The 17,159-nt window shown below is 59.0% G+C and carries 18 protein-coding genes; 2 read left to right on the top strand and 16 right to left on the bottom strand.

What is annotated here, in order from left to right; genetic code table 11:
* Positions 1 to 18: 18 nt before the first annotated feature.
* The 7 genes from G6L01_RS26915 to G6L01_RS26885 form a co-directional block, all read right to left on the bottom strand.
* Complete coding sequence (locus tag G6L01_RS26915; protein WP_174096536.1) at positions 19 to 795, bottom strand: molybdopterin-binding protein; 777 nt, start codon at positions 793 to 795, stop codon at positions 19 to 21.
* Positions 792 to 1,640, bottom strand: a complete 849-nt coding sequence (locus G6L01_RS26910; RefSeq protein ID WP_174096535.1) for a cytochrome b/b6 domain-containing protein — start codon at positions 1,638 to 1,640, stop codon at positions 792 to 794. Before G6L01_RS26910 ends, G6L01_RS26915 begins: the two co-directional genes overlap by 4 nt.
* 84 nt (positions 1,641 to 1,724) lie before the next feature.
* Positions 1,725 to 2,354: a hypothetical protein gene (locus G6L01_RS26905; RefSeq protein WP_174096534.1), complete on the bottom strand. Its 630-nt coding sequence runs from the start codon at positions 2,352 to 2,354 to the stop codon at positions 1,725 to 1,727.
* Between the two features lie 68 nt (positions 2,355 to 2,422).
* Complete coding sequence (locus G6L01_RS26900; RefSeq protein WP_174096533.1) at positions 2,423 to 3,013, bottom strand: TetR/AcrR family transcriptional regulator; 591 nt, start codon at positions 3,011 to 3,013, stop codon at positions 2,423 to 2,425.
* A gap of 355 nt (positions 3,014 to 3,368) precedes the next feature.
* A complete protein-coding gene (locus G6L01_RS26895) occupies positions 3,369 to 4,181 on the bottom strand; it encodes a DJ-1/PfpI family protein (RefSeq protein WP_202032388.1) in 813 nt (270 codons plus the stop codon).
* A gap of 283 nt (positions 4,182 to 4,464) precedes the next feature.
* Complete coding sequence (locus G6L01_RS26890; protein ID WP_174096531.1) at positions 4,465 to 4,770, bottom strand: antibiotic biosynthesis monooxygenase family protein; 306 nt, start codon at positions 4,768 to 4,770, stop codon at positions 4,465 to 4,467.
* Positions 4,771 to 5,145: 375 nt separating this feature from the next.
* Positions 5,146 to 5,706 carry a cytochrome b gene (locus G6L01_RS26885; RefSeq protein ID WP_174096529.1) on the bottom strand — a complete coding sequence of 187 codons (561 nt, stop codon included), beginning with the start codon at positions 5,704 to 5,706 and terminating at the stop codon, positions 5,146 to 5,148.
* 70 nt (positions 5,707 to 5,776) lie between these two features.
* Between G6L01_RS26885 and G6L01_RS26880 the strand changes: the two genes are divergently transcribed.
* The gene (locus G6L01_RS26880; protein WP_174096527.1) at positions 5,777 to 6,208 is read left to right on the top strand and encodes a MarR family winged helix-turn-helix transcriptional regulator; all 432 of its coding nucleotides are present in this window, start codon (positions 5,777 to 5,779) and stop codon (positions 6,206 to 6,208) included.
* Between the two features lie 234 nt (positions 6,209 to 6,442).
* Here G6L01_RS26880 and flgD read toward each other — a convergent pair whose 3' ends face one another.
* Positions 6,443 to 6,874: a flagellar hook assembly protein FlgD gene (gene flgD / locus G6L01_RS26875; RefSeq protein ID WP_174096525.1), complete on the bottom strand. Its 432-nt coding sequence runs from the start codon at positions 6,872 to 6,874 to the stop codon at positions 6,443 to 6,445.
* Between the two features lie 314 nt (positions 6,875 to 7,188).
* On the opposite strand from flgD, the gene G6L01_RS26870 reads away from it, so the two are divergent.
* The gene (locus G6L01_RS26870) at positions 7,189 to 7,881 is read left to right on the top strand and encodes an aspartate/glutamate racemase family protein (RefSeq protein ID WP_174096523.1); all 693 of its coding nucleotides are present in this window, start codon (positions 7,189 to 7,191) and stop codon (positions 7,879 to 7,881) included.
* Positions 7,882 to 8,063: 182 nt separating this feature from the next.
* Here the strand turns inward: G6L01_RS26870 and G6L01_RS26865 are convergent, their stop codons facing one another.
* The 8 genes from G6L01_RS26865 to G6L01_RS26830 are packed head-to-tail and all read right to left on the bottom strand — an operon-like array spanning position 8,064 to position 17,159.
* Positions 8,064 to 10,025: an FAD-binding oxidoreductase gene (locus tag G6L01_RS26865; protein ID WP_174096522.1), complete on the bottom strand. Its 1,962-nt coding sequence runs from the start codon at positions 10,023 to 10,025 to the stop codon at positions 8,064 to 8,066.
* A 54-nt stretch (positions 10,026 to 10,079) separates the two neighbouring features.
* On the bottom strand, positions 10,080 to 10,979 hold the full coding sequence (locus G6L01_RS26860; protein ID WP_174096520.1) for a ribokinase: 900 nt from the start codon (positions 10,977 to 10,979) through the stop codon (positions 10,080 to 10,082).
* Positions 10,976 to 12,400 carry a dihydropyrimidinase gene (gene hydA / locus G6L01_RS26855; protein ID WP_174096518.1) on the bottom strand — a complete coding sequence of 475 codons (1,425 nt, stop codon included), beginning with the start codon at positions 12,398 to 12,400 and terminating at the stop codon, positions 10,976 to 10,978. Before hydA ends, G6L01_RS26860 begins: the two co-directional genes overlap by 4 nt.
* A complete protein-coding gene (locus G6L01_RS26850) occupies positions 12,401 to 12,934 on the bottom strand; it encodes a flavin reductase (RefSeq protein WP_174096517.1) in 534 nt (177 codons plus the stop codon).
* A 5-nt stretch (positions 12,935 to 12,939) separates the two neighbouring features.
* Positions 12,940 to 14,229, bottom strand: a complete 1,290-nt coding sequence (locus G6L01_RS26845; RefSeq protein WP_174096516.1) for a styrene monooxygenase/indole monooxygenase family protein — start codon at positions 14,227 to 14,229, stop codon at positions 12,940 to 12,942.
* 35 nt (positions 14,230 to 14,264) lie between these two features.
* Positions 14,265 to 15,248: a nucleoside hydrolase gene (locus tag G6L01_RS26840; RefSeq protein ID WP_174096514.1), complete on the bottom strand. Its 984-nt coding sequence runs from the start codon at positions 15,246 to 15,248 to the stop codon at positions 14,265 to 14,267.
* Between the two features lie 11 nt (positions 15,249 to 15,259).
* On the bottom strand, positions 15,260 to 16,186 hold the full coding sequence (locus G6L01_RS26835) for an NAD-dependent epimerase/dehydratase family protein (protein WP_174096512.1): 927 nt from the start codon (positions 16,184 to 16,186) through the stop codon (positions 15,260 to 15,262).
* A 52-nt stretch (positions 16,187 to 16,238) separates the two neighbouring features.
* Positions 16,239 to 17,159: an ABC transporter permease gene (locus G6L01_RS26830; protein ID WP_174096510.1), complete on the bottom strand. Its 921-nt coding sequence runs from the start codon at positions 17,157 to 17,159 to the stop codon at positions 16,239 to 16,241.

The raw sequence follows: 17,159 nt of genomic DNA, 5'->3' as shown, positions 1-17,159 counted from the left end.
ATCCGGAGCTACTCGCGCTTAGATTCCCGCGTACCACTCGTATCCGCGGTCTTCCCAGAAGCCACCGTTTCCACCCCACAAGCTGGTGAAACTGTCGACGATCTCGATTCGCATGACGTATTTGGCCTGTTTGTATCCAAGCTGCCGCTCAACCCGCAGGCGCAATGGCGCTCCGTGACCGACGGTGAGGTCTTCACCATTCATCTGGTAGGCCAGAATTGTTTGCGGGTGGAACGCGTCGACGAGGTCGATACTTTCGTAATAGCGGCCACTTCCGTCGAGCGTCTTTTCCAGTTCGTCGGCACAGTGAAAGACCGCGAACCTGGCAGTTGGTCGAAGCCCAACCGTTTTAAGGAGCGCGCCCAAGGGGACGCCTGTCCACTTGCCGATCGCGCTCCAGCCCTCGACACAGTCGTGGCGGGTAACTTGCGTACGGGCCGGCAGCTTCTTCAGCTCTTCAAGAGAAATCTCAAGCGGTCTGTCGACAAGGCCATCGATCGTCAGGCGCCACTTTGCGAACCGGCCCTCGAGAAGCTCGGCATATTCCTCGCTATCGGGTGCACTCGTGCCATTGACGCGGAAGGACGGCGAGATATCCGCGTCGGTGAACTCACGGGCCAAGGCGTCGCGCCCCTGCAGCAGGCGCTGTGCCTTCATTGTCAGGGTCTCGGCCGAGCGGATTACTCCGGCAACCTTTTCGTTCTGGTCGAACAGGTCGCATCCCGGGAGTGTCAGCGCGCTCGCTCCAATTGCGCTGCCAATCAGAAAGCGGCGTCGGGTGAGCAATAGGCTCATGAGTTCGGTCCCGTGTCCCTGATCGCATAGCGGCCGGTCACCATCGATCGGATGTTGTTCCAGGTGCCCGACAGCACGACCATCGCGACATGGACGACGACAAACAGCACCAGGAGCGACGCCGTCATGAAGTGAATCGTCCGCGCCGACTGTCGGCCACCGAAGATGTCAACGAGCCAGGGAAGGGCAGCATTGAGCCCAGGCGACATCGTCACGCCGGTCACGATCATCAGCGGAAGCAGGATGGCGATCACCGCAATATAGGTCAGCTTCTGCAATGCGTTGTAGCGCTTAGCTTCCTCACCCTTCGGGAAGCGCAGGCACGCATGGTCGAGGATCTCGTGCCAGAGATGACGGGCAGACAGTTCGTGCGCCTGCGGTGCGAGATCCCGCCTGAAGTGTCCGCTGAGGATGCCAAAACCTGCGTAGACAAGGCCATTAATGAGAAACAGCCAAGCGAAAAAAAAGTGCCAGCGGCGCCCTGCCGCGAGATCCTGGAACGAGGGAATTGTCGCCCAGGCGGGGAATGCCCGTGCAGTCGGCTGGCCATCGACGTTGGAAATCCCGAGCACGCCGGTGGTCGAAACCTCCAGACCCGCCGCACGTACGAATCCATGGGCATTGGCACCATCTCCCGTAGACCCGACGGTGAAAAGAGCAAGATTGCCATCCGCGCCATAGTGGCCCCAGTACAGCGCGGGATGGGCGTTGAAGATCTGCAGCCCACTCAGCAGGAGAATGCTCAAGCACATAACATTCAGCCAATGCGTGATCCGCGTCATAAGCGAGTGGCGGCGGATGAATATCGTCCGGGGGTTCCGGGCGTTGTCGTTGGTGGGACTCATGTCCAGCCTTGCTCCTTAAAGAGGCGCATTTTCGAGAATGGTCGCCGGTCGAGCCGGAGGCCAGCCGACCGGCGACGGACATGGTCACATGGGCGGGACCACGCCATTCTTTCCAACGACGACCTGGTGGGCAACAGTGCCGGTGGGAGCCTTGTCAGCCGGCACGAAAACAACGGCACCCGGAACGAGGTCGTCCTTCGTCGCCGGCGCAAGGGTCACGACCGGCGTGCCGTCAGGGATGGAGATCTTCTTTTCCTTGCCCTTGTAAGCGACCGTGACCGTGCGACCATCCACACCCTTCACGGCATCGGCAACAGTCGCGTTGGTCATGCTGCTTTCAGGCTTCAGGTCCCAGCCGTAGCTGCCCTCACCCGCGCCCTTGAGCGCTGGCGGGAAAATGAGAACTTCAAGGGCTCCGTCGCCGCCATCCTTTTTTGGCAGCGAAGCGATGCCAACAAAATCACCGGGCTTGATGTCCTCAATCTTCGCCTTTGCGACCGCCGAGACCTGCCAGCCGTCAGCGAGAATAACATCAAGGGTCGCTCCCTCGCGGGTCTTTACGGTCAGCTTTGAACCGCCGAAGGAAACGACGCTGCCTCTGACATTGACATGGCTACCCTTGGCTTCTTCGGCGCGTACGGGCAAAGCGGTCATCGTCGCCAAAAATATCCCGGAAAGCATCAGGGACATGGCGGGGGTCAAGCTCTTTAACATGATATCTTCCTACTAGTTGATAGGTTAATTGACGCGGTATTATCCGGTGCGAGATTCGCGCCAGACAATTATTGGACGGTGATCCTTGAAAGACGCTCCAGTGTGGGGGCGAGAACAGTCGCGAACACTTCAGGGCGTCCATAGGCTCGGGCGGAAAGCATTGCTCCGTGGACACATGCCATGAAGGCCTCCGCTTCCACGCTTGGGGAACTCGTCAGGCTCAAGGCGCCCGTCTGCGCGCCCCGGCTCATGATGGAGGTCAGCCACTGTGACAAGAAGCGGAAGAAGGCGGTAACTTCGGTGGCGACTTCTGGAGGAAGCGAAGGCAATTCGCTTGCAAGTAGGGCGCACACGCAGAAAGGCCTGCTTGCGTCCTCGATGCATCCCGCCCAGTGATCAGCGTAAATCTTCAGGATCTCTCGGGGTCCCGGTGCGTTCCGCTCCAGCGCGGCAACGCCAGTCTGCGCATCCTCGCGATAGCGCGAAACCAGGGTTCGCACGAGGTCTGCTTTACTGGGAAAATGGTGATGAATGCTCGCCTTGCGAATGTCGACGACATCAGCGATGTCAGCATAACTGAAACCGTTATAGCCACCGTTCATGATCAGCGTTCGCGCGGAGGCGAGGATTTCGTCAGAGGTCGTCAATAGGTTGCTCATATCTAACACCTACCTTTCAGTAGGGAGGCTGTCAAGCATGCTATTGGCTGATTTCCTCGCCCCTTCGCACGATCGCGTCATCATCCTGTTGCCCATCTCCGCCGCAAGCGAAGAACTAGCTTCAAGTTGACAGTTTGCCAAGGCATGCCCGCAGCCGGTCTGCCCTCGCGGAAAAACGGGCGCCTTGAGTTTTCCAATGCCTGATTGGCCCTTCCTGCTCCGGAAACCTCTGACGGCAAGAGCCGGGGGGCGTGCCCCGGCGCGGAATGTCCGCAGTGGATTTGCCTCGTGGCAGCGATTGCATGAAGCTGCCTGCGTATTGCGGAACGACCACTGCCACCCCATCCTGAATCACCTAGATACCAAGACGCTTGCCAGCGGCTTCCGCGGCTTGCTCTATTTGTTGGCGCATCTTGGGTGTGCGCGCCCGCAACGCGGCAGCCCGCTCCGGCTCCTTTTCGGGTGTACCACCGTCAAAGGGCGGCTCTGGTGCATATTCGAGCACGAGCTGGGCGCGCCGCGCCTCGTCCTCACCGCGCAGTTCGGCTGCCAGCGTTAGCCCGAAATCGAAACCCGCCGTCACACCTCCGGCGGTCATCCGGTTGCGGTCTTTCACGACACGCTTCTTGACGTGCCTAGCCCCCATCAACGGCAGGAGGTCTGCATGTACCCAGTTCGCCGTCGCGTCATAGTCCTTCAGCAGGCCTGTCGCGGCAAGCGTAAGTGCACCGGTGCAGATGGCAGTGACCCACTTAGCCTTTTCTCCCCTTTGACGAAGGAAATCCATGACAATAGGGTCGTTCATGCAATCGATCGTTCCCAGCAGCCCGCCCGGCACGAACAGTACGTCCGGTGCCTCGTCCGCCTCGGCGAATGTCTTGGTGGGCGCAACTGGAATTCCGAGCTCGGTCGAAACCGGTTCCCTGTCCTTCCAGACGAGATCAATCCTGCATCGCAGGATATCGAAAACCGTCATGGGCCCGACGAGATCCTGCAGGACCATGCGCGGATGAATCAACATGGTGATGCGCGGTGCATCAGCTGGCGTTGGCATCTGGTGGATGGCCGGACCAGACCCCTGCTGGCCAGAACTCGGTACCGCAATTGCGCTGGCAGCACCCACTGTCGCGGCAATCGCGAGAATGTCGCGGCGGCTGAAGTCGCTCATGATCATTTCCTTTGGTTATTGAGCTCGGGACGAGCAAATTTATTCAAAGTCATTGGCGCCAAGGGAAGCGTTGACCAGCTCAAGCATCCTAGTCGCTCGAGTCCGACTCACGTCAACGCATCGGCAAAGCAATCTACCAACTAGTAGGTGCATGTAAATTTCTGTTGGTGACGCACGTTGTCGCACCGCTGCAGAGAGGGCGAGCGGTGGGTACCTCGACGATCGGATGAAATCGCGGACCTAGCCCTGCGAAACGTCGCTCACTGGAGCCGCCGAACAAGTCTCAAGCCGCCGAAATGACGTCCACCAGATCGAAGAAGTCAGGCTGGAACTTCGCAAGGCCCTGGAAATATTGGTCGCCAGGCTTGAAGCTCGGCTGCACGTGGAGCTGCTCAATATCGTTGAACGAGCGCCAGGCCCCAAGATTGACAACATGGGTTCCGTCTAGGCTCCGGTGAAAATCGATCGCAAGCAAGCCGGGCGTCCCGAAGGAATTTGGCCCCTCCTCCGCCGCACGTTTCAGCAGCTTGGCTTGATTTTCGGATGTCACGTCGAACAGGCCGAAGTGGATGCAAGGCGTCGTTGCCAACGAGATTTGCGTCGGTCCTGATAGTTGAGGCCCCTGCCTTGTAAAGGCCAGCTCGTAATTCCGGCTATTGAGGATCGGAAATGTTTGGAGAGCGTTCCTCAAGGAGAGAGGTGCTTTTGGCACAAGCGGGATTTCGCCATCATCCGGACGACGCCATTGGACGTAGGTCGAGATGCCGCTCGTATTGATGCTCCGTAGAACGAGGCCACCAACGAAGGTCGGCTCGGCTTGCGCAGCGATCGAATCGCTTTGCTCGCCAACCTCACTGCTTCATCCTACCCGCTGGCAGGCACATCGAAGCCCTCGATCGCCGCCACCACGTCCAGATCAGTCGAGATGATCATCTCTTCTGCGCCTTCTCCGGTACCGTCCATTTTATTCTCCGTCGATTGAAAAGATTTGGCCGCGACCGATGCCCATCCGCGCCAAAAGCCGGTCGCGCCTCAATACCTGGTGGTAGAGCGCCGCGACGACATGCAGGACAATCAAGCCGATGAGCGTAAAAGCAGCGATCGCGTGCACGGCCATCGGGGGAAAGTCTTCAAATTGCGGGAGAGGTCCCGGGGCGTGGAGGAAAATGATCGGTCCTGCTCCGGAAAAAATGAGGAGGCCGATGCCACTGGCAGCCGCGATGACCGGGACACCATAGAGCAGAGCGTGCGTGACCTGCGCCACGTGATGCTGCCAGAGTGGCTGGCCCGAAAGTCGTCCAGGACGGCGGTTCAGGCTCCACCAGATCGCCCGAAACAGCGTGAGCAACAGGACCGAGACGCCAAGGGTGATATGGACGCGAAGTATGTCGGCCTGCTGCGATTCCGATACCGCCCGGCCCGCCGCGAACCCAAGGACCAACAGCGTCACGATGCCCACGGCGATTATCCAGTGTAGTGCGACGGCGATACCGCCGTGACTGCTTTCATTGCGTTTCGCTTTCATGGCAAGATCCTCTTTCCAGATGCCAACGAAGATGACATAGTATGCTATGTCAGAGATAGCAAGCTATATCATGAGCGAAGAATCGGTCGGCCAGGCTATTAACCGTGCAGCGCGCCTCGCGCGCAGACTGATGGATCGAAGGCTTGCCGATCTTGGCCTATCGTCGGGTCACCTGCCGGTACTGACGGCCCTTATGGAAAGGGAGCCCTTGTCGCAGAAGGCTCTGGTCGACCACGCTGGCATTGAGCAGCCTACGATGGCGGCGACATTGGGCCGCATGGAGCGGGATGGCATCATCACCCGCTGGCCCAATCCGACGGACAAGCGAACGTTGCTTTATGCGTTGTCTCCACAGGTCCGGGAAAAGGCGGAAGCGATCCGAAGCGCTATCGACGGCATCAACGATACCGTTGGCAACAGTTTAACTGTCGAAGACCTCAATAACTTCCGTCGAATCTTGCGCACGATGGCCCAATCGCTGGGGAAAGCCCTGGATGAGTAAACCCCGGATCCAACGAGCATAAGTGCCCCTTCGCTCGTCGGATCCAACGGCCATCCGCATGGACCATTGGTCTGACTATCGTCACCAGAACAAAGCAGGCGATAGGGTTGGTCGGGCCGGCGCGACGACGTGTCCGCCTTTGACTGGCAGCAGGTAACAGTAGCGTGTCGCAATGGTTTTTGAGAAAGGAACGGGTGTCGTTTACGACCTAGCCCTGCACGAGCGCTCCTAACCTCATGTTGCACCGCCCGTTCCCGCTGGCGGACTGTCGGCAAGGCTGATGCCCGGCTGGATCAGTACCTTGCCGCCGTCCGATGTCGTTGCGACGATGCCATCGGTATAGATTTTGACCGATGATATGGTGCCTTTGACGGATCCATCGGCACTCTCAATGTATTTTCCAACATAGCCGCCCGCTTGCGTAAGGCTTGAGCCAGCGAGCAGGGCGTCGAGCTTCTTGTTTGTCTGGATGCTTTGTTCCACCTGGGAAAAACTTGCCAACTGAGCGAGCTGCTCGCTGGGATCGACGGGATCCGTGGGATCCTGGTTTTTGAGCTGCGCTATAAGAAGCTGTAGGAAATCGTCATAGTTTGTCGTCGCCCTATTCTGGCTAGTTGTATTGGAAGCAACGTTTGAGGGTGTGAGACTATCGACAGAGCTCGTCATGGGGCGTCCTTTGCGTGACCGGGCGTGCGGGGGCAATCGCACACATCCTCAAACAAAGTTGTGCTGACTTCCCGAACCATTGACATATGCCTACCTTCTAGTAGGTTAGCCGTCAATTGGAAACAGGTACGTATCAAATTCGGCGTTGGTATTGGCAGTCAGCAGGAAAAGTCATCGGATGACACTTAAGTCCGCGGCTTGAATTGCGTCGCCTTGCCATGAGATTATAACCCGCATGTCGGGACGCTGTGGAGAGCAGCGGTCGCAGCCCTTCTCTCCGTGAGTATCTGAAAACTAGTATCCGGCGGTGGACCATGAAGACAATCGGAATTCTCGGCGGTATGTCCGCAGCTTCAACGCAAATCTACTATCGCGAACTTTGCAATCGGACGCGAGAAATCCTGGGTGGCCTCCACTCTCCGGAATTGCTCATACGCTCCCTGGATTTCGCCCGGATCGAGGCGTTGCAGGCTGAAGGAAAATGGGAAGAAGCCGGCGAGATCTTGAACCGAGAGGCCAGGGCCCTTGAGCGTGGGGCCGCGGATTTTATCGTCCTCGCGACGAACACGATGCACAAATTGGCCGAACAAATGATGCACGGCGTGTCCATCCCGTTGCTGCATATCGCTGACGCGACCGCATCGCGCATCAACCAAGAAGGCCTCAACCGTCCGGGACTGATGGCGACAGCGTTCACGATGGAGCAAACCTTTTACACCGACAAGCTGGTGGCGGCCGGTGTCACCCCGATCATACCGGAAGCGCCAGATCGAACCGAAACGCACCGTATCATCTACGAAGAGCTTTGCTGCGATGTCGTTACTAGGGAAAGCGAGCAGGCCTATGTCGCCATTGCCCAGCGCCTCGTTGATCGCGGGGCTGATTGCCTCATTCTCGGCTGCACGGAAGTCGGGATGCTCCTAAACCAGGATAATGTGACCGTGCCCGTATTTGACACGACGCTGATCCATTGCGATATGGCTCTCGCAATGGCGTTAAGCGAATAGGGCTCTCATCGACCATGCGTCCAAGCTCAGTTTCAGACCATCGTTGAAACGCCTCAGGGACTGCCGATCCGGGAGTTTTAGGCTCCAGTTTCATTGGTTCGTCTGGCCGTCCGCTTCGTTGGTGGCCAGTGACCGCTTCGAAAGCGATTTGCAAAAGTCCACCGCTTTAGCCGTCAGCCAAGTCAACAATCCAGCTCGAGATCGCCACGTGGCACCGCTAGACACAAGAGGGCCTGGTTGAGGGAAAGCAGCGGAACCTCATCCCCGACATGATCAACGACCCCGCTGATCACCTTTTGGACGCAGGACTGGCAGTCCCCGAGGCGACAGGAATAGGCAACCTCGATCTCGTTCTTGAGCGCAAGGTCGAGCAGCGTGCCATCACTCGGCGACCATTTTACGGTCTTTCCCGACCTGGAAAAGGTAACCTTGCTACCAAAAACCGTTTCCCTGCCGGCGAGATCGAGTGTCGGGCCAGACGCGGCTTCGAAAGCCTCGTAGTGAATGGATTGCGACTCTGCTCCGCGTGCTATCAGCCCATCGCAAAGCGAGGTCATGAAGGTGTCGGGACCGCAGATATAGAAATCGGCCTGATCGATCGGCAGTAGCCGCGCAAGCACAGCGCTGTCGATCCGGCCGACAAAATCACAGCGCTCTCCCTTTTGGGGGCGAGAATAACAGGTGAACAGTCTGACCGTGCAATTTTTCGCCTGAGCCGCAATGGCTTTGGCCTCTTTTTCGAAGAGATGGCAGGCCGCATCCCGGGCAGCGTGAATAAACCATACCTCCCGGCCGCTGTGTTGCGACGCAATTTGCTCCAACATTGGAAGAAGAGGCGTAACACCGACGCCAGCGCTGATCAGCACGATTCTGCGCCCTGGCGGGCTCGACAGGACGAAGCGTCCGGCAGGAACGCCCACGTGCAACTCCATGCCTGTGTGAATTGTGTCATGAAGAAAGTCTGATACCCCGCCTTTTCCGGCACGGCGCACCGAGATGCGCAGGCTTTTCCCGTCGGGACGGCGTGAAACTGAATATGAGCGCTGTCGAAGAGGGCCGGAGGCACCCGGCACAGAGACCGTGACGTACTGTCCGGGGAGAACGGGGCCGATCGGCGCCTTATCGCATGGCTCAAGGACGAAGGACGTAACGTCGGGGCTTTCGCGGTGACGTTCAATGCATATGAATCTGCGCTTGCCCGACCAGTAACTGCGGCGGTCCTGTTGCCAGATGCGCGACCGCGACAACGCCGCGGAGCAGTGGAAATAGACTTCTCGCGGCGCCAGCTTCAAAGCGTTCGGCTCCGGTTCTGAACGCCCGTTGATCCGGAGCAGCTCGTTCTGCCCCGGGGTAATCGCCAACAGCGCGCATTCCCCGCTCGCCGCCGCAATAGCGCCGATAGGCAGGCGAAGACGGTAGGCATGCCGATTGTCGAAGGGGATGACAGCTAGCGGAGCTTCTGCGGTAACGTCGATTCTGATCTCCGCGTTGTCGCCTTCCCGCGCAAAGATGGTCAGAGCCGCCTTTTCCATGAATTTCAGGGCGCCGGGGCCTGCGAACCCGCCGATCTTCTGGTCGACGCCCTCCATCGGCGGGCCATAGACATCACGCACGCCAGCGTCCCGTAGATCCCGTTCCTCAGCCTCGCTTCGCGGCACAGGATAAGAGCCCGTGGCGGCCTGTGCAAACTTGTCTCCATCGATGACAGCGCCAAGGTCGAGCGGCGGAAGGCGTCGCGCTGGATCAATCCAAAAACTCGCCTTTTCGAATGCCTCGGTCTGGTCGAATTCTAGCGAGGAGGGTGTCAGCACGAGCACGCTGATCGGCGAATTCCCATCGGCGGGGAAGTGTGCGAGGTCTTCGGCCAGGAACGAGACCTCCGCATCTGCGGCAACGCGCAGGAAACGATCACATCCACGGTTCACGATGATGAGCGCGACGCGGGGGTTGGCAAGGATGTTGCTGATCGTGTCGAGCCGACGATTGCCATTATAGTCGGGCAAGAGAAGGGTCCCGTCGTCGGTTACCGTCAGGACGCTCGGTTGCCCGCCCCTTGGCGAAACGTCCATGGCTCCTTCTGCATTGCGCGAGGCGATGAAGAGGAGCGTCGCGTTCTCGATGAACCGACGCGTTTCCAGATCCATGTCAGTGTCCTTTTTTGACGCGTCACCAGCGAAACGATCGCAGCGCGCATGGAATCAGGGCGATTGAGGCTTTGCCATCGCGCTCAAGACCTCGTGCCTGAGCGGAATGGAAGGCTGCGCGCCTGCCCGCAAACAAGCGATGCTGGCCGCGACGACCGCGATTTTCGCAGCCTCCCGTATTGAACCGCCACGATCGAGCTCTGCCGCAAAATACCCACAGAATGTATCGCCTGCGCCCACGGTATCGAGCGGCCGGATGGCAGGCGCTGCGATTTCGAATAACTCCTTGGCTGTAGAGACCGCAACGCCTTCCGCTCCCTTCGTTACGACAAGGATCTTGTCGTTCCGACGACACCACTCCCGCATCGCATCGTGGCCGACTTGACCATCGTTCAATCTTGCCCATTCGTGTTCATTTGCGATGACGATATCTGCCAGGCGCGACAGTTCTGCAGAGGTCGCATCGAATGGCGAGACGTTCAAGATGGTCTTGACGCCATGTAGCCGTGCAAGCTCCAACGCTGCCCTGTTCGTTGCAAACGGGATCTCCTGCTGAAGGACTAAAATGCCGCCCTGCATGGCTGACACTGCTGAGACCACCATCTCGAAATTTACGAGCCCGTTAGCCCCTGCCGCCACGACGATGCAGTTTTCACCGAGGCAATCGACGTAGATATTGGCCGAACCGGTCTCTTCCGCAACAACGGCCACTCCCGAAAGAGTGACACCTGCTTCGACAAGTTCCCGGAGAGCGATCTTCGCGAAATCGTCATCGCCAACGGCGCCAAATAAGCGAGCCTCGGCGCCCGCCCGCTTGGCGGCGAGGACCTGATTTGCTCCCTTCCCGCCCCCGAAATAAGACCTCCCCCGAGCATGAAGTGTTTCGCCTGCCAAAGGCAGTGTTTCGACGCCGAACCGGATGTCGAGATTGATCGAACCGAGCACTACGATCATGAGGCACCTGCAACCGCCCCAGCGAGGCCGCGTGATATGAAACGGCCAAAGCCCTTAGGCATGACAGGATGTCCATGGTCGAAGATGACCTCGCCGCGCAGGATTGTCGTCACCGGCCAGCCGGTCACCTCCAAGCCTTCATAAGGCGTGTAGTCACTGCCGTGATGCATAAGGGATTGGGTCATAGTGACCTTCTTGTCCGGATCCCAAAGCGTGATATCGGCATCCGAACCGATCGCGATCGTACCCTTTGCTGGATACATGCCGAACAGCTTGGCGTGGTTGGTCGAGGTGAGTTCGACAAAGCGCTGTAGCGAGATGCGGCCTTTGGCAACGCCCTCCGAGAATAGGATCGGCATCCGTGCAGCCACGCCTGGAATGCCGTTCGGCACCCAGCGGAAAGAGGTGCGGCCTTTCGGGCTGGACTTGCCGGCGGCGTCCTCATAGCGGAAGGGGCAGTGGTCAGACGAGAATGTCTGGAACGTGCCGTTGACGATGCCGCGCCATATCGCCTCTTGCGAAGCATGATCGCGCGGTGGCGGCGAGCAGACGTATTTTGCACCCGAGTGGTCCATGTTGAGACCCTTCAGATGATCGGCCGTCAGCACAAGATACTGCGGGCAGGTCTCAGCATAGACCTTGATGCCCCTGGCCCTCGCCCATTCAATCTGCTCCATCGCCTCTTTCCCCGAAACGTGGACGATCATGACGGGGACATCGACAAGCTCCGCATGGGCTATGGCTCGGTGTGTCGCCTCCCGCTCGACAAGCTGAGGTCGAGCCTCAGCGTGATAGTAGGGCGCGGTCTTGCCCGCTTGTTCCAGTTTGTCGGTGAGGAACTTGATCTGGTCGTAGCCTTCGGCATGGATCATCACCATCGCGCCGTACTGTCGAGCGATGCTCAGCACTTCGAGAATTTCGCGATCCTTCAGCACCAGGTCGTCATAGGTCATGAAGATCTTCACCGACGTATAGCCGTCGGCGATCAGTGCCGGGAGTTCCTGGCCGAGCACCGCGGCTGTCGGATCGCTGATGATCAGGTGGAAACCGTAGTCGAGCAGTGAATTGCCATCCGCCTTGGCGTGATAGTCCGCCACGGCCTCGCGCAGCGATTGGCCTTTCCTTTGCAGGGCATATGGGACGATACAGGTATTGCCACCGGCCGCAGCACTTCGGCTGCCGGTCTCAAAACCGTCCGCCATGACGATTCCCTCGCCCTGGTACTGGTCGAGATGGACATGGCTGTCTATGCCACCGGGAAGCACGAGCAGGCCGGCCGCATTGATCTCCTCAGTCCCGCTTGGAAGATCCGGGCCTAGTGCGACAACCTTGCCGCCTGCAATCGCGATGTCGCAGGCAAAAAGATCGGCCGCCGTGGCGACAGTCCCGCCCCGAATGACAAGATCGTATTGCGGTTTCATTCAAGGCTCCTGATGTAGTTCGTGATATTGCCGGTTCAGGTAGATCAGACTCGTTACCCGCGCACTGTTTTTGACCGCCAGGACTTCGGCGATCATGATCGTATGCGTGTTGACCTCAAGCGCCTGGACGATACGGCAGTCGAAGGACACGATGGCATCGAGCAGAACGGGCGAGCCAGTTTCCAGCGTCGCCCAGTTTCCAACACGAAAACGGTCGTCCATTTCCAGCTTGCCGACGCCAGAAAACACGCCGGAAAGATCCTTTTGGCCCGCTGACAGAGTGTTGACGCAGAAAACGCCGTTCTGCTTGAGCGGTTCGTTCTGCAAACTGCGGCGGTTCATGCAGACGAGCAGCGACGGAGGCGTATCACTGATGCTGCAGACGGCTGTCGCCGTGAAACCGAGACGCCCCATTCGGCCGTCCGAGGTGATGATGTTGACGGCCGCACCGAGGCGGCTCATGCCGTCCCGGAACGCCTGCAGGGAGACCGTGACGTCCTCCTGAAGCTCCGTAAAATGGCCGGACCGGGACATGACCATCAGTAGCCTGGCTGAGTGATGCCGTGGCGGGCCGCGAACGCCTTTGCAACATTGATGTCGGTCAGCGCCGGCACAATGCTTTCCGGATGCGGGAAGCCGTAATAATAGGCATCCGCCGCCCGCTCGTCGGCACGCGCCGTGTCCAGCACGATCTGCGTGGCCTCCGATGCAGGCTCCAGGAAGATGCGGGTGAGATCGCAGCCGCCACGACCATACTTTTCCCACATGCCGAGGTTGACTTCGGTCATCCAGATTTCGTCGAAGGCGGCATCGCCGTGACGAGCGATTTCTTGGGCGAGGTATTTGGCGCTGCGGCTGGCAAAATTGCCGCCCTGCCCGCAGATCGGATCAAAGGTGATTGCGGTGTCACCCACCGGCATGATCAGGCCACCCGATGGCAGGCGTCCGAATGCCTTGCGGACCGTCGGCGGGAACCGCCCCACCAGCCAGCCATGCGGGTCTTCGTCAACATATTCCATGTCGTCGACCATGTCGTGTTCCCAAGGCGCAAACTCCCGGATGATGTTGCGCGCATGTTCAGTCACTTCCTGACCCGAGGTCGAGCCAGCGAACCGGTCCATGCGGCTTCCTTCGCGCGCTTCAAAGAGAATGCCGTAGGTCGGGCCTGAGGTCTTGTGATTGTAGGGAACCCAGAAATACTCACCGGAATCGGCGAAGAAATCGAATTTTGTCGAGCTGTAGGGCGTACGCTCGGAAAACCATTCGCGCACATGCCGACCCGACTTGCTGCGTACAATGGTCATTGCCAGGTTGCGCTGCGGACGGTCGTAGACACTGCGGTGCGGGTCGCGTGGGATGAGCCGGCCAAGATCGGCCTTGCCAGCGGCTAAGACTGTGAGGTCGTGCTCCAGCGCGATCCTATCAGCGCGTTCCGGCGTGACGCTTTCGATGACCAGCCTGCCGCCGATGCCTTCGAAATCCTGCAGCCAGCGATGAATACGCATCCGCTGGTCGATTGCGCCGCCGCTGCGGCCATATTCGATCCGGCCCTTCATGACAGTCGCGTCGGGGTCGCTCGGGAAGCGGGCGCTCTCGAGCAGCACCCCCTCGGCGGGGAACATGCCTTCCGACCAGAAATCCATACCCAGCTCCCGCTCGATATCGATGACTTCGGCATAGAGGCAGGCGGTTCCGGTCGGCGCGGAATGGTAGAGCCACTGGTCCGGCGTCTTGTCGGAATAAAGCGTGACGTCATAGCCGTTCTTCACAAGCGCGTAGGCCAGGATGCATCCCGCCTGCCCTGAGCCGATAATCGCGATCTTTCTCATGCATAGTTCCCCTTGTTGCGGCCTTGCTGGCCGTTTCAGCTTGAGTTTTTAATCCTGGTTAGACGCTCGACAGCCTCGACGATCATGTCGCAGAATTTAGGATGATCGAGCGTCATCGCGACATTGTGGCGGAAATCGACCTGCTCGGCGGCCGTTCCCCCGAAATGATGCATGCCGCCCATCTTCTCGAAGTTGCAGACGGTCATTCCCTTGGTCCAACGCCCCGCCGTCTCCACCCGGATGTCGGCTTTTTCGGTCGTTAGCACAGCCGGATCGATCAGTGCGGCGACGCAGACTGCATCATGAATGGCGGGATAGGCGATCTGCAGCAGCCCGCCATGCGTCGTCGCGATAAACGCCCAGATATCCAGGATGAACTTGCTGATCGAACCGTCGATCGCACGCACCCGATCCTGGAGGTCGGGCGTCGCCAGAGCCTGGGTCTGTGTGAGATCCAGCCCAACCATGGTCACGTCCCAATTGGCCCGGAACACTAAATCGGCGGCCTCCGCATCGGCATAGATATTGAACTCTGCCACCGGCGTAATGTTGCCGCGGGTATAGGATCCGCCCATCCCGACGACGCGCTTCACGCGCTCGATGATGCGGGGCTCCTTACGGATCGCGAGTGCGATATTGGTCCAGGGACCGACCGGCACGAGCGTAACCGTCTTGGGCTCGTGCTCCATCACCGTGTCGATGATGAAGTCGACGGCATGCCGCTTGTCCAGGTCGAACGAAGCCGGTGGCAGTTCAGGACCATCGAGACCCGTTTCGCCGTGGATCTCGATCGCCAGAACCTGCTCGGCGACAATCGGACCGCGCGAGCCCTTGGCAACAGGCACCTTGATGCCGTAGGCGGTGCAGGTGGACAGCGCATTGCGCGTCGTGTTGTCGACATTGTGATTGCCGGAGACGGTCGTAATTCCGAGCAGGTCGATCGCCGGATTGGCTGCCGCAAGCAGGATGGCGATGGCATCGTCGTGCCCAGGATCGCAATCCAAAATGACCTTTTCCATAAGAGTTTCCTTCACCTATCGTTTTTTATGAATTGGATCAGACGGTGTATCCCGTCCTTCAGTGTCACTGCCGGCTCGTATCCGAGGACGCGCCGTGCCGCGTCAATATTGAGAAGGCCAAGCGTGATGTCCTCCGGGTCGGCGCCGGGATCGAGCCTGATATCGGCCTCCGGTATGGCTTGGCGGATGATGTCGGCTGCCTCGTCGATGGTCGGATTGATGCCACCACTGAGGTTGAAGACGCGCTGCGAGGGTGCTTCCACATCAAGCGCCAGAATAAGCCCGCTGGCGATGTCATCGACATGAACCCATTGCCGTGGAAATCCCTCTCCATAGGGCAGATGTGTCGATGTTCCCTCGAGTGCGTTCTGGATCATCAGGCGCAGCACGCAGCTTGTCGTGCGACGCGGACCGTAAACCCCTGCGATACGCAGAACGATTGCATCGACGGCGTGCTCTTCGGCATAGGAAAGCACCACCGCTTCGCCCGCCACCTTGCTGGACGCATAGCACTGCCGCGTCAGTAGCGGGTTGCCTTCTCTGATGTCGTCCTGCGGCTGATTGCCGTAAACCGTGAGTGATGAGCAAAACAGCAGCCGGCACGGGTGTCCAAGCGCGGTGCGCTGGCGCGCGACCTCCGCAACATCGATCGTCCCCCCAATATTGATGTTGAACAGCGCGGCTGGATTGTCGCGACCGAGCATCGGGCCGGACACCCCGCCACAGTGAACGATGGCGTCGATTCCAAAACGGGCTGCAAGTTCATGAAGTTTGTGCTGGTCGCCGATCTCCAGAGGGAAGGCGTTGTCTGTCAGCCCGGCAACGTCGGAGACCGTTCGGTCGACGGCGATGACCTTGCGTCCTGCGCCGGACAGCCTCTTCACGATTTCATAGCCGATCAGACCGTTTGCGCCTGTCACGAGGATGGATTCACGCATTCCATGCTACTCCCACTATTTTGGTTCCCTGGGAACGCAGCCAAGGCGTCGGTCAGGTGATGTCGAAATTCCAGCTGCCATGCCTGTTCCTGGTCCGGGCACCGCGGATGCCGACGATGATCAATGCAATGACGGTGACCACGTAAGGCATGAGTTGCAAGAGCTGCGGCGCAATGCCCGTGACCTCGGGAAGTCGTATAGACAGCGCTGAGGCAAGGCCAAACAGCAATGCAACGACCGCTGTTGCAAAGGGATTTCCCTTGGCGAAGATAATAGCGGCGATCGCGATCAGGCCGCGGTCGTTGGTCATCTGCTTGGCGAATAGCGATACATAGCCGAGCGAGAGATACGCACCGGCAAGCCCGCAGAAAAAGCCTGAAGCGAGCATTGTCTGGATCTTGATGCGATCGACGTTGACGCCGGCAGATGCTGCAGCGTCCTCCGCTTCGCCGACAACCCGCACCCTGAGGCCCCAACGCGTCCTATAGAGCAGCCAGTAAACTGCCGGGATTGCGAGATAGGCGACGTAGACGAGCAGGGTGTGTCCGCTCAGAACCGGACCAATGAACGGTATGTCCTTGATAAGTGGAATATTGATCGACGGGAACGTCGGGATCTGGTTGGACGTGAACATGCCGTCTTGGCCGAAGATGCCTTCGAGGAGAAGTGCTGTCAGCCCATAGGCGATGAACGTCACCGCAATCCCGGCAATAAAGATATGCGCCCTGAACTTGAGATTGAAAGTGACCAAAAGTGCTGCCAGCATCATCGAGCAAAGTACTGCAGCGAGAATGCCGACGGTCAGGCTGCCCGTCGCGTAAGCGAAGGCAACGGCCGCGAAAGCCGCAACGATCATGAAGCCATCGAGCGCGATGTTAAGAATGCCGGCTTGGAACGTCAGCAGGCCACCAAGGGCTGCCAGCACCAAGGGCGCCGAGATACGGAGGGCGGAAAAAGCAAGTTCCTCGATCAT

It is taken from the genome of Agrobacterium vitis, assembly GCF_013337045.2.
GTDB classification, from domain to species: domain Bacteria; phylum Pseudomonadota; class Alphaproteobacteria; order Rhizobiales; family Rhizobiaceae; genus Allorhizobium; species Allorhizobium vitis_B.
The sequence above is the reverse complement of the archived record's forward strand: the minus strand, read 5'-3'. Positions and strand labels throughout refer to the sequence as shown.

Excerpts from the sequence above, each read along its gene's own strand:
- G6L01_RS26880 (WP_174096527.1), top strand. The coding sequence starts at position 5,777 with ATGAGCGAAGAATCGGTCGGCCAGGCTATTAACCGTGCAGCGCGCCTC.
- G6L01_RS26905 (WP_174096534.1), bottom strand. The coding sequence starts at position 2,354 with ATGTTAAAGAGCTTGACCCCCGCCATGTCCCTGATGCTTTCCGGGATA.
- G6L01_RS26845 (WP_174096516.1), bottom strand. The coding sequence starts at position 14,229 with ATGAGAAAGATCGCGATTATCGGCTCAGGGCAGGCGGGATGCATCCTG.
- G6L01_RS26835 (WP_174096512.1), bottom strand. The coding sequence starts at position 16,186 with ATGCGTGAATCCATCCTCGTGACAGGCGCAAACGGTCTGATCGGCTAT.
- G6L01_RS26915 (WP_174096536.1), bottom strand. The coding sequence starts at position 795 with ATGAGCCTATTGCTCACCCGACGCCGCTTTCTGATTGGCAGCGCAATT.
- G6L01_RS26895 (WP_202032388.1), bottom strand. The coding sequence starts at position 4,181 with ATGAGCGACTTCAGCCGCCGCGACATTCTCGCGATTGCCGCGACAGTG.
- G6L01_RS26830 (WP_174096510.1), bottom strand. The coding sequence starts at position 17,159 with ATGATCGAGGAACTTGCTTTTTCCGCCCTCCGTATCTCGGCGCCCTTG.
- G6L01_RS26840 (WP_174096514.1), bottom strand. The coding sequence starts at position 15,248 with ATGGAAAAGGTCATTTTGGATTGCGATCCTGGGCACGACGATGCCATC.
- G6L01_RS26900 (WP_174096533.1), bottom strand. The coding sequence starts at position 3,013 with ATGAGCAACCTATTGACGACCTCTGACGAAATCCTCGCCTCCGCGCGA.
- hydA (WP_174096518.1), bottom strand. The coding sequence starts at position 12,400 with ATGAAACCGCAATACGATCTTGTCATTCGGGGCGGGACTGTCGCCACG.
- G6L01_RS26865 (WP_174096522.1), bottom strand. The coding sequence starts at position 10,025 with ATGGATCTGGAAACGCGTCGGTTCATCGAGAACGCGACGCTCCTCTTC.
- flgD (WP_174096525.1), bottom strand. The coding sequence starts at position 6,874 with ATGACGAGCTCTGTCGATAGTCTCACACCCTCAAACGTTGCTTCCAAT.
- G6L01_RS26860 (WP_174096520.1), bottom strand. The coding sequence starts at position 10,979 with ATGATCGTAGTGCTCGGTTCGATCAATCTCGACATCCGGTTCGGCGTC.
- G6L01_RS26885 (WP_174096529.1), bottom strand. The coding sequence starts at position 5,706 with ATGAAAGCGAAACGCAATGAAAGCAGTCACGGCGGTATCGCCGTCGCA.
- G6L01_RS26850 (WP_174096517.1), bottom strand. The coding sequence starts at position 12,934 with ATGTCCCGGTCCGGCCATTTTACGGAGCTTCAGGAGGACGTCACGGTC.
- G6L01_RS26870 (WP_174096523.1), top strand. The coding sequence starts at position 7,189 with ATGAAGACAATCGGAATTCTCGGCGGTATGTCCGCAGCTTCAACGCAA.
- G6L01_RS26910 (WP_174096535.1), bottom strand. The coding sequence starts at position 1,640 with ATGAGTCCCACCAACGACAACGCCCGGAACCCCCGGACGATATTCATC.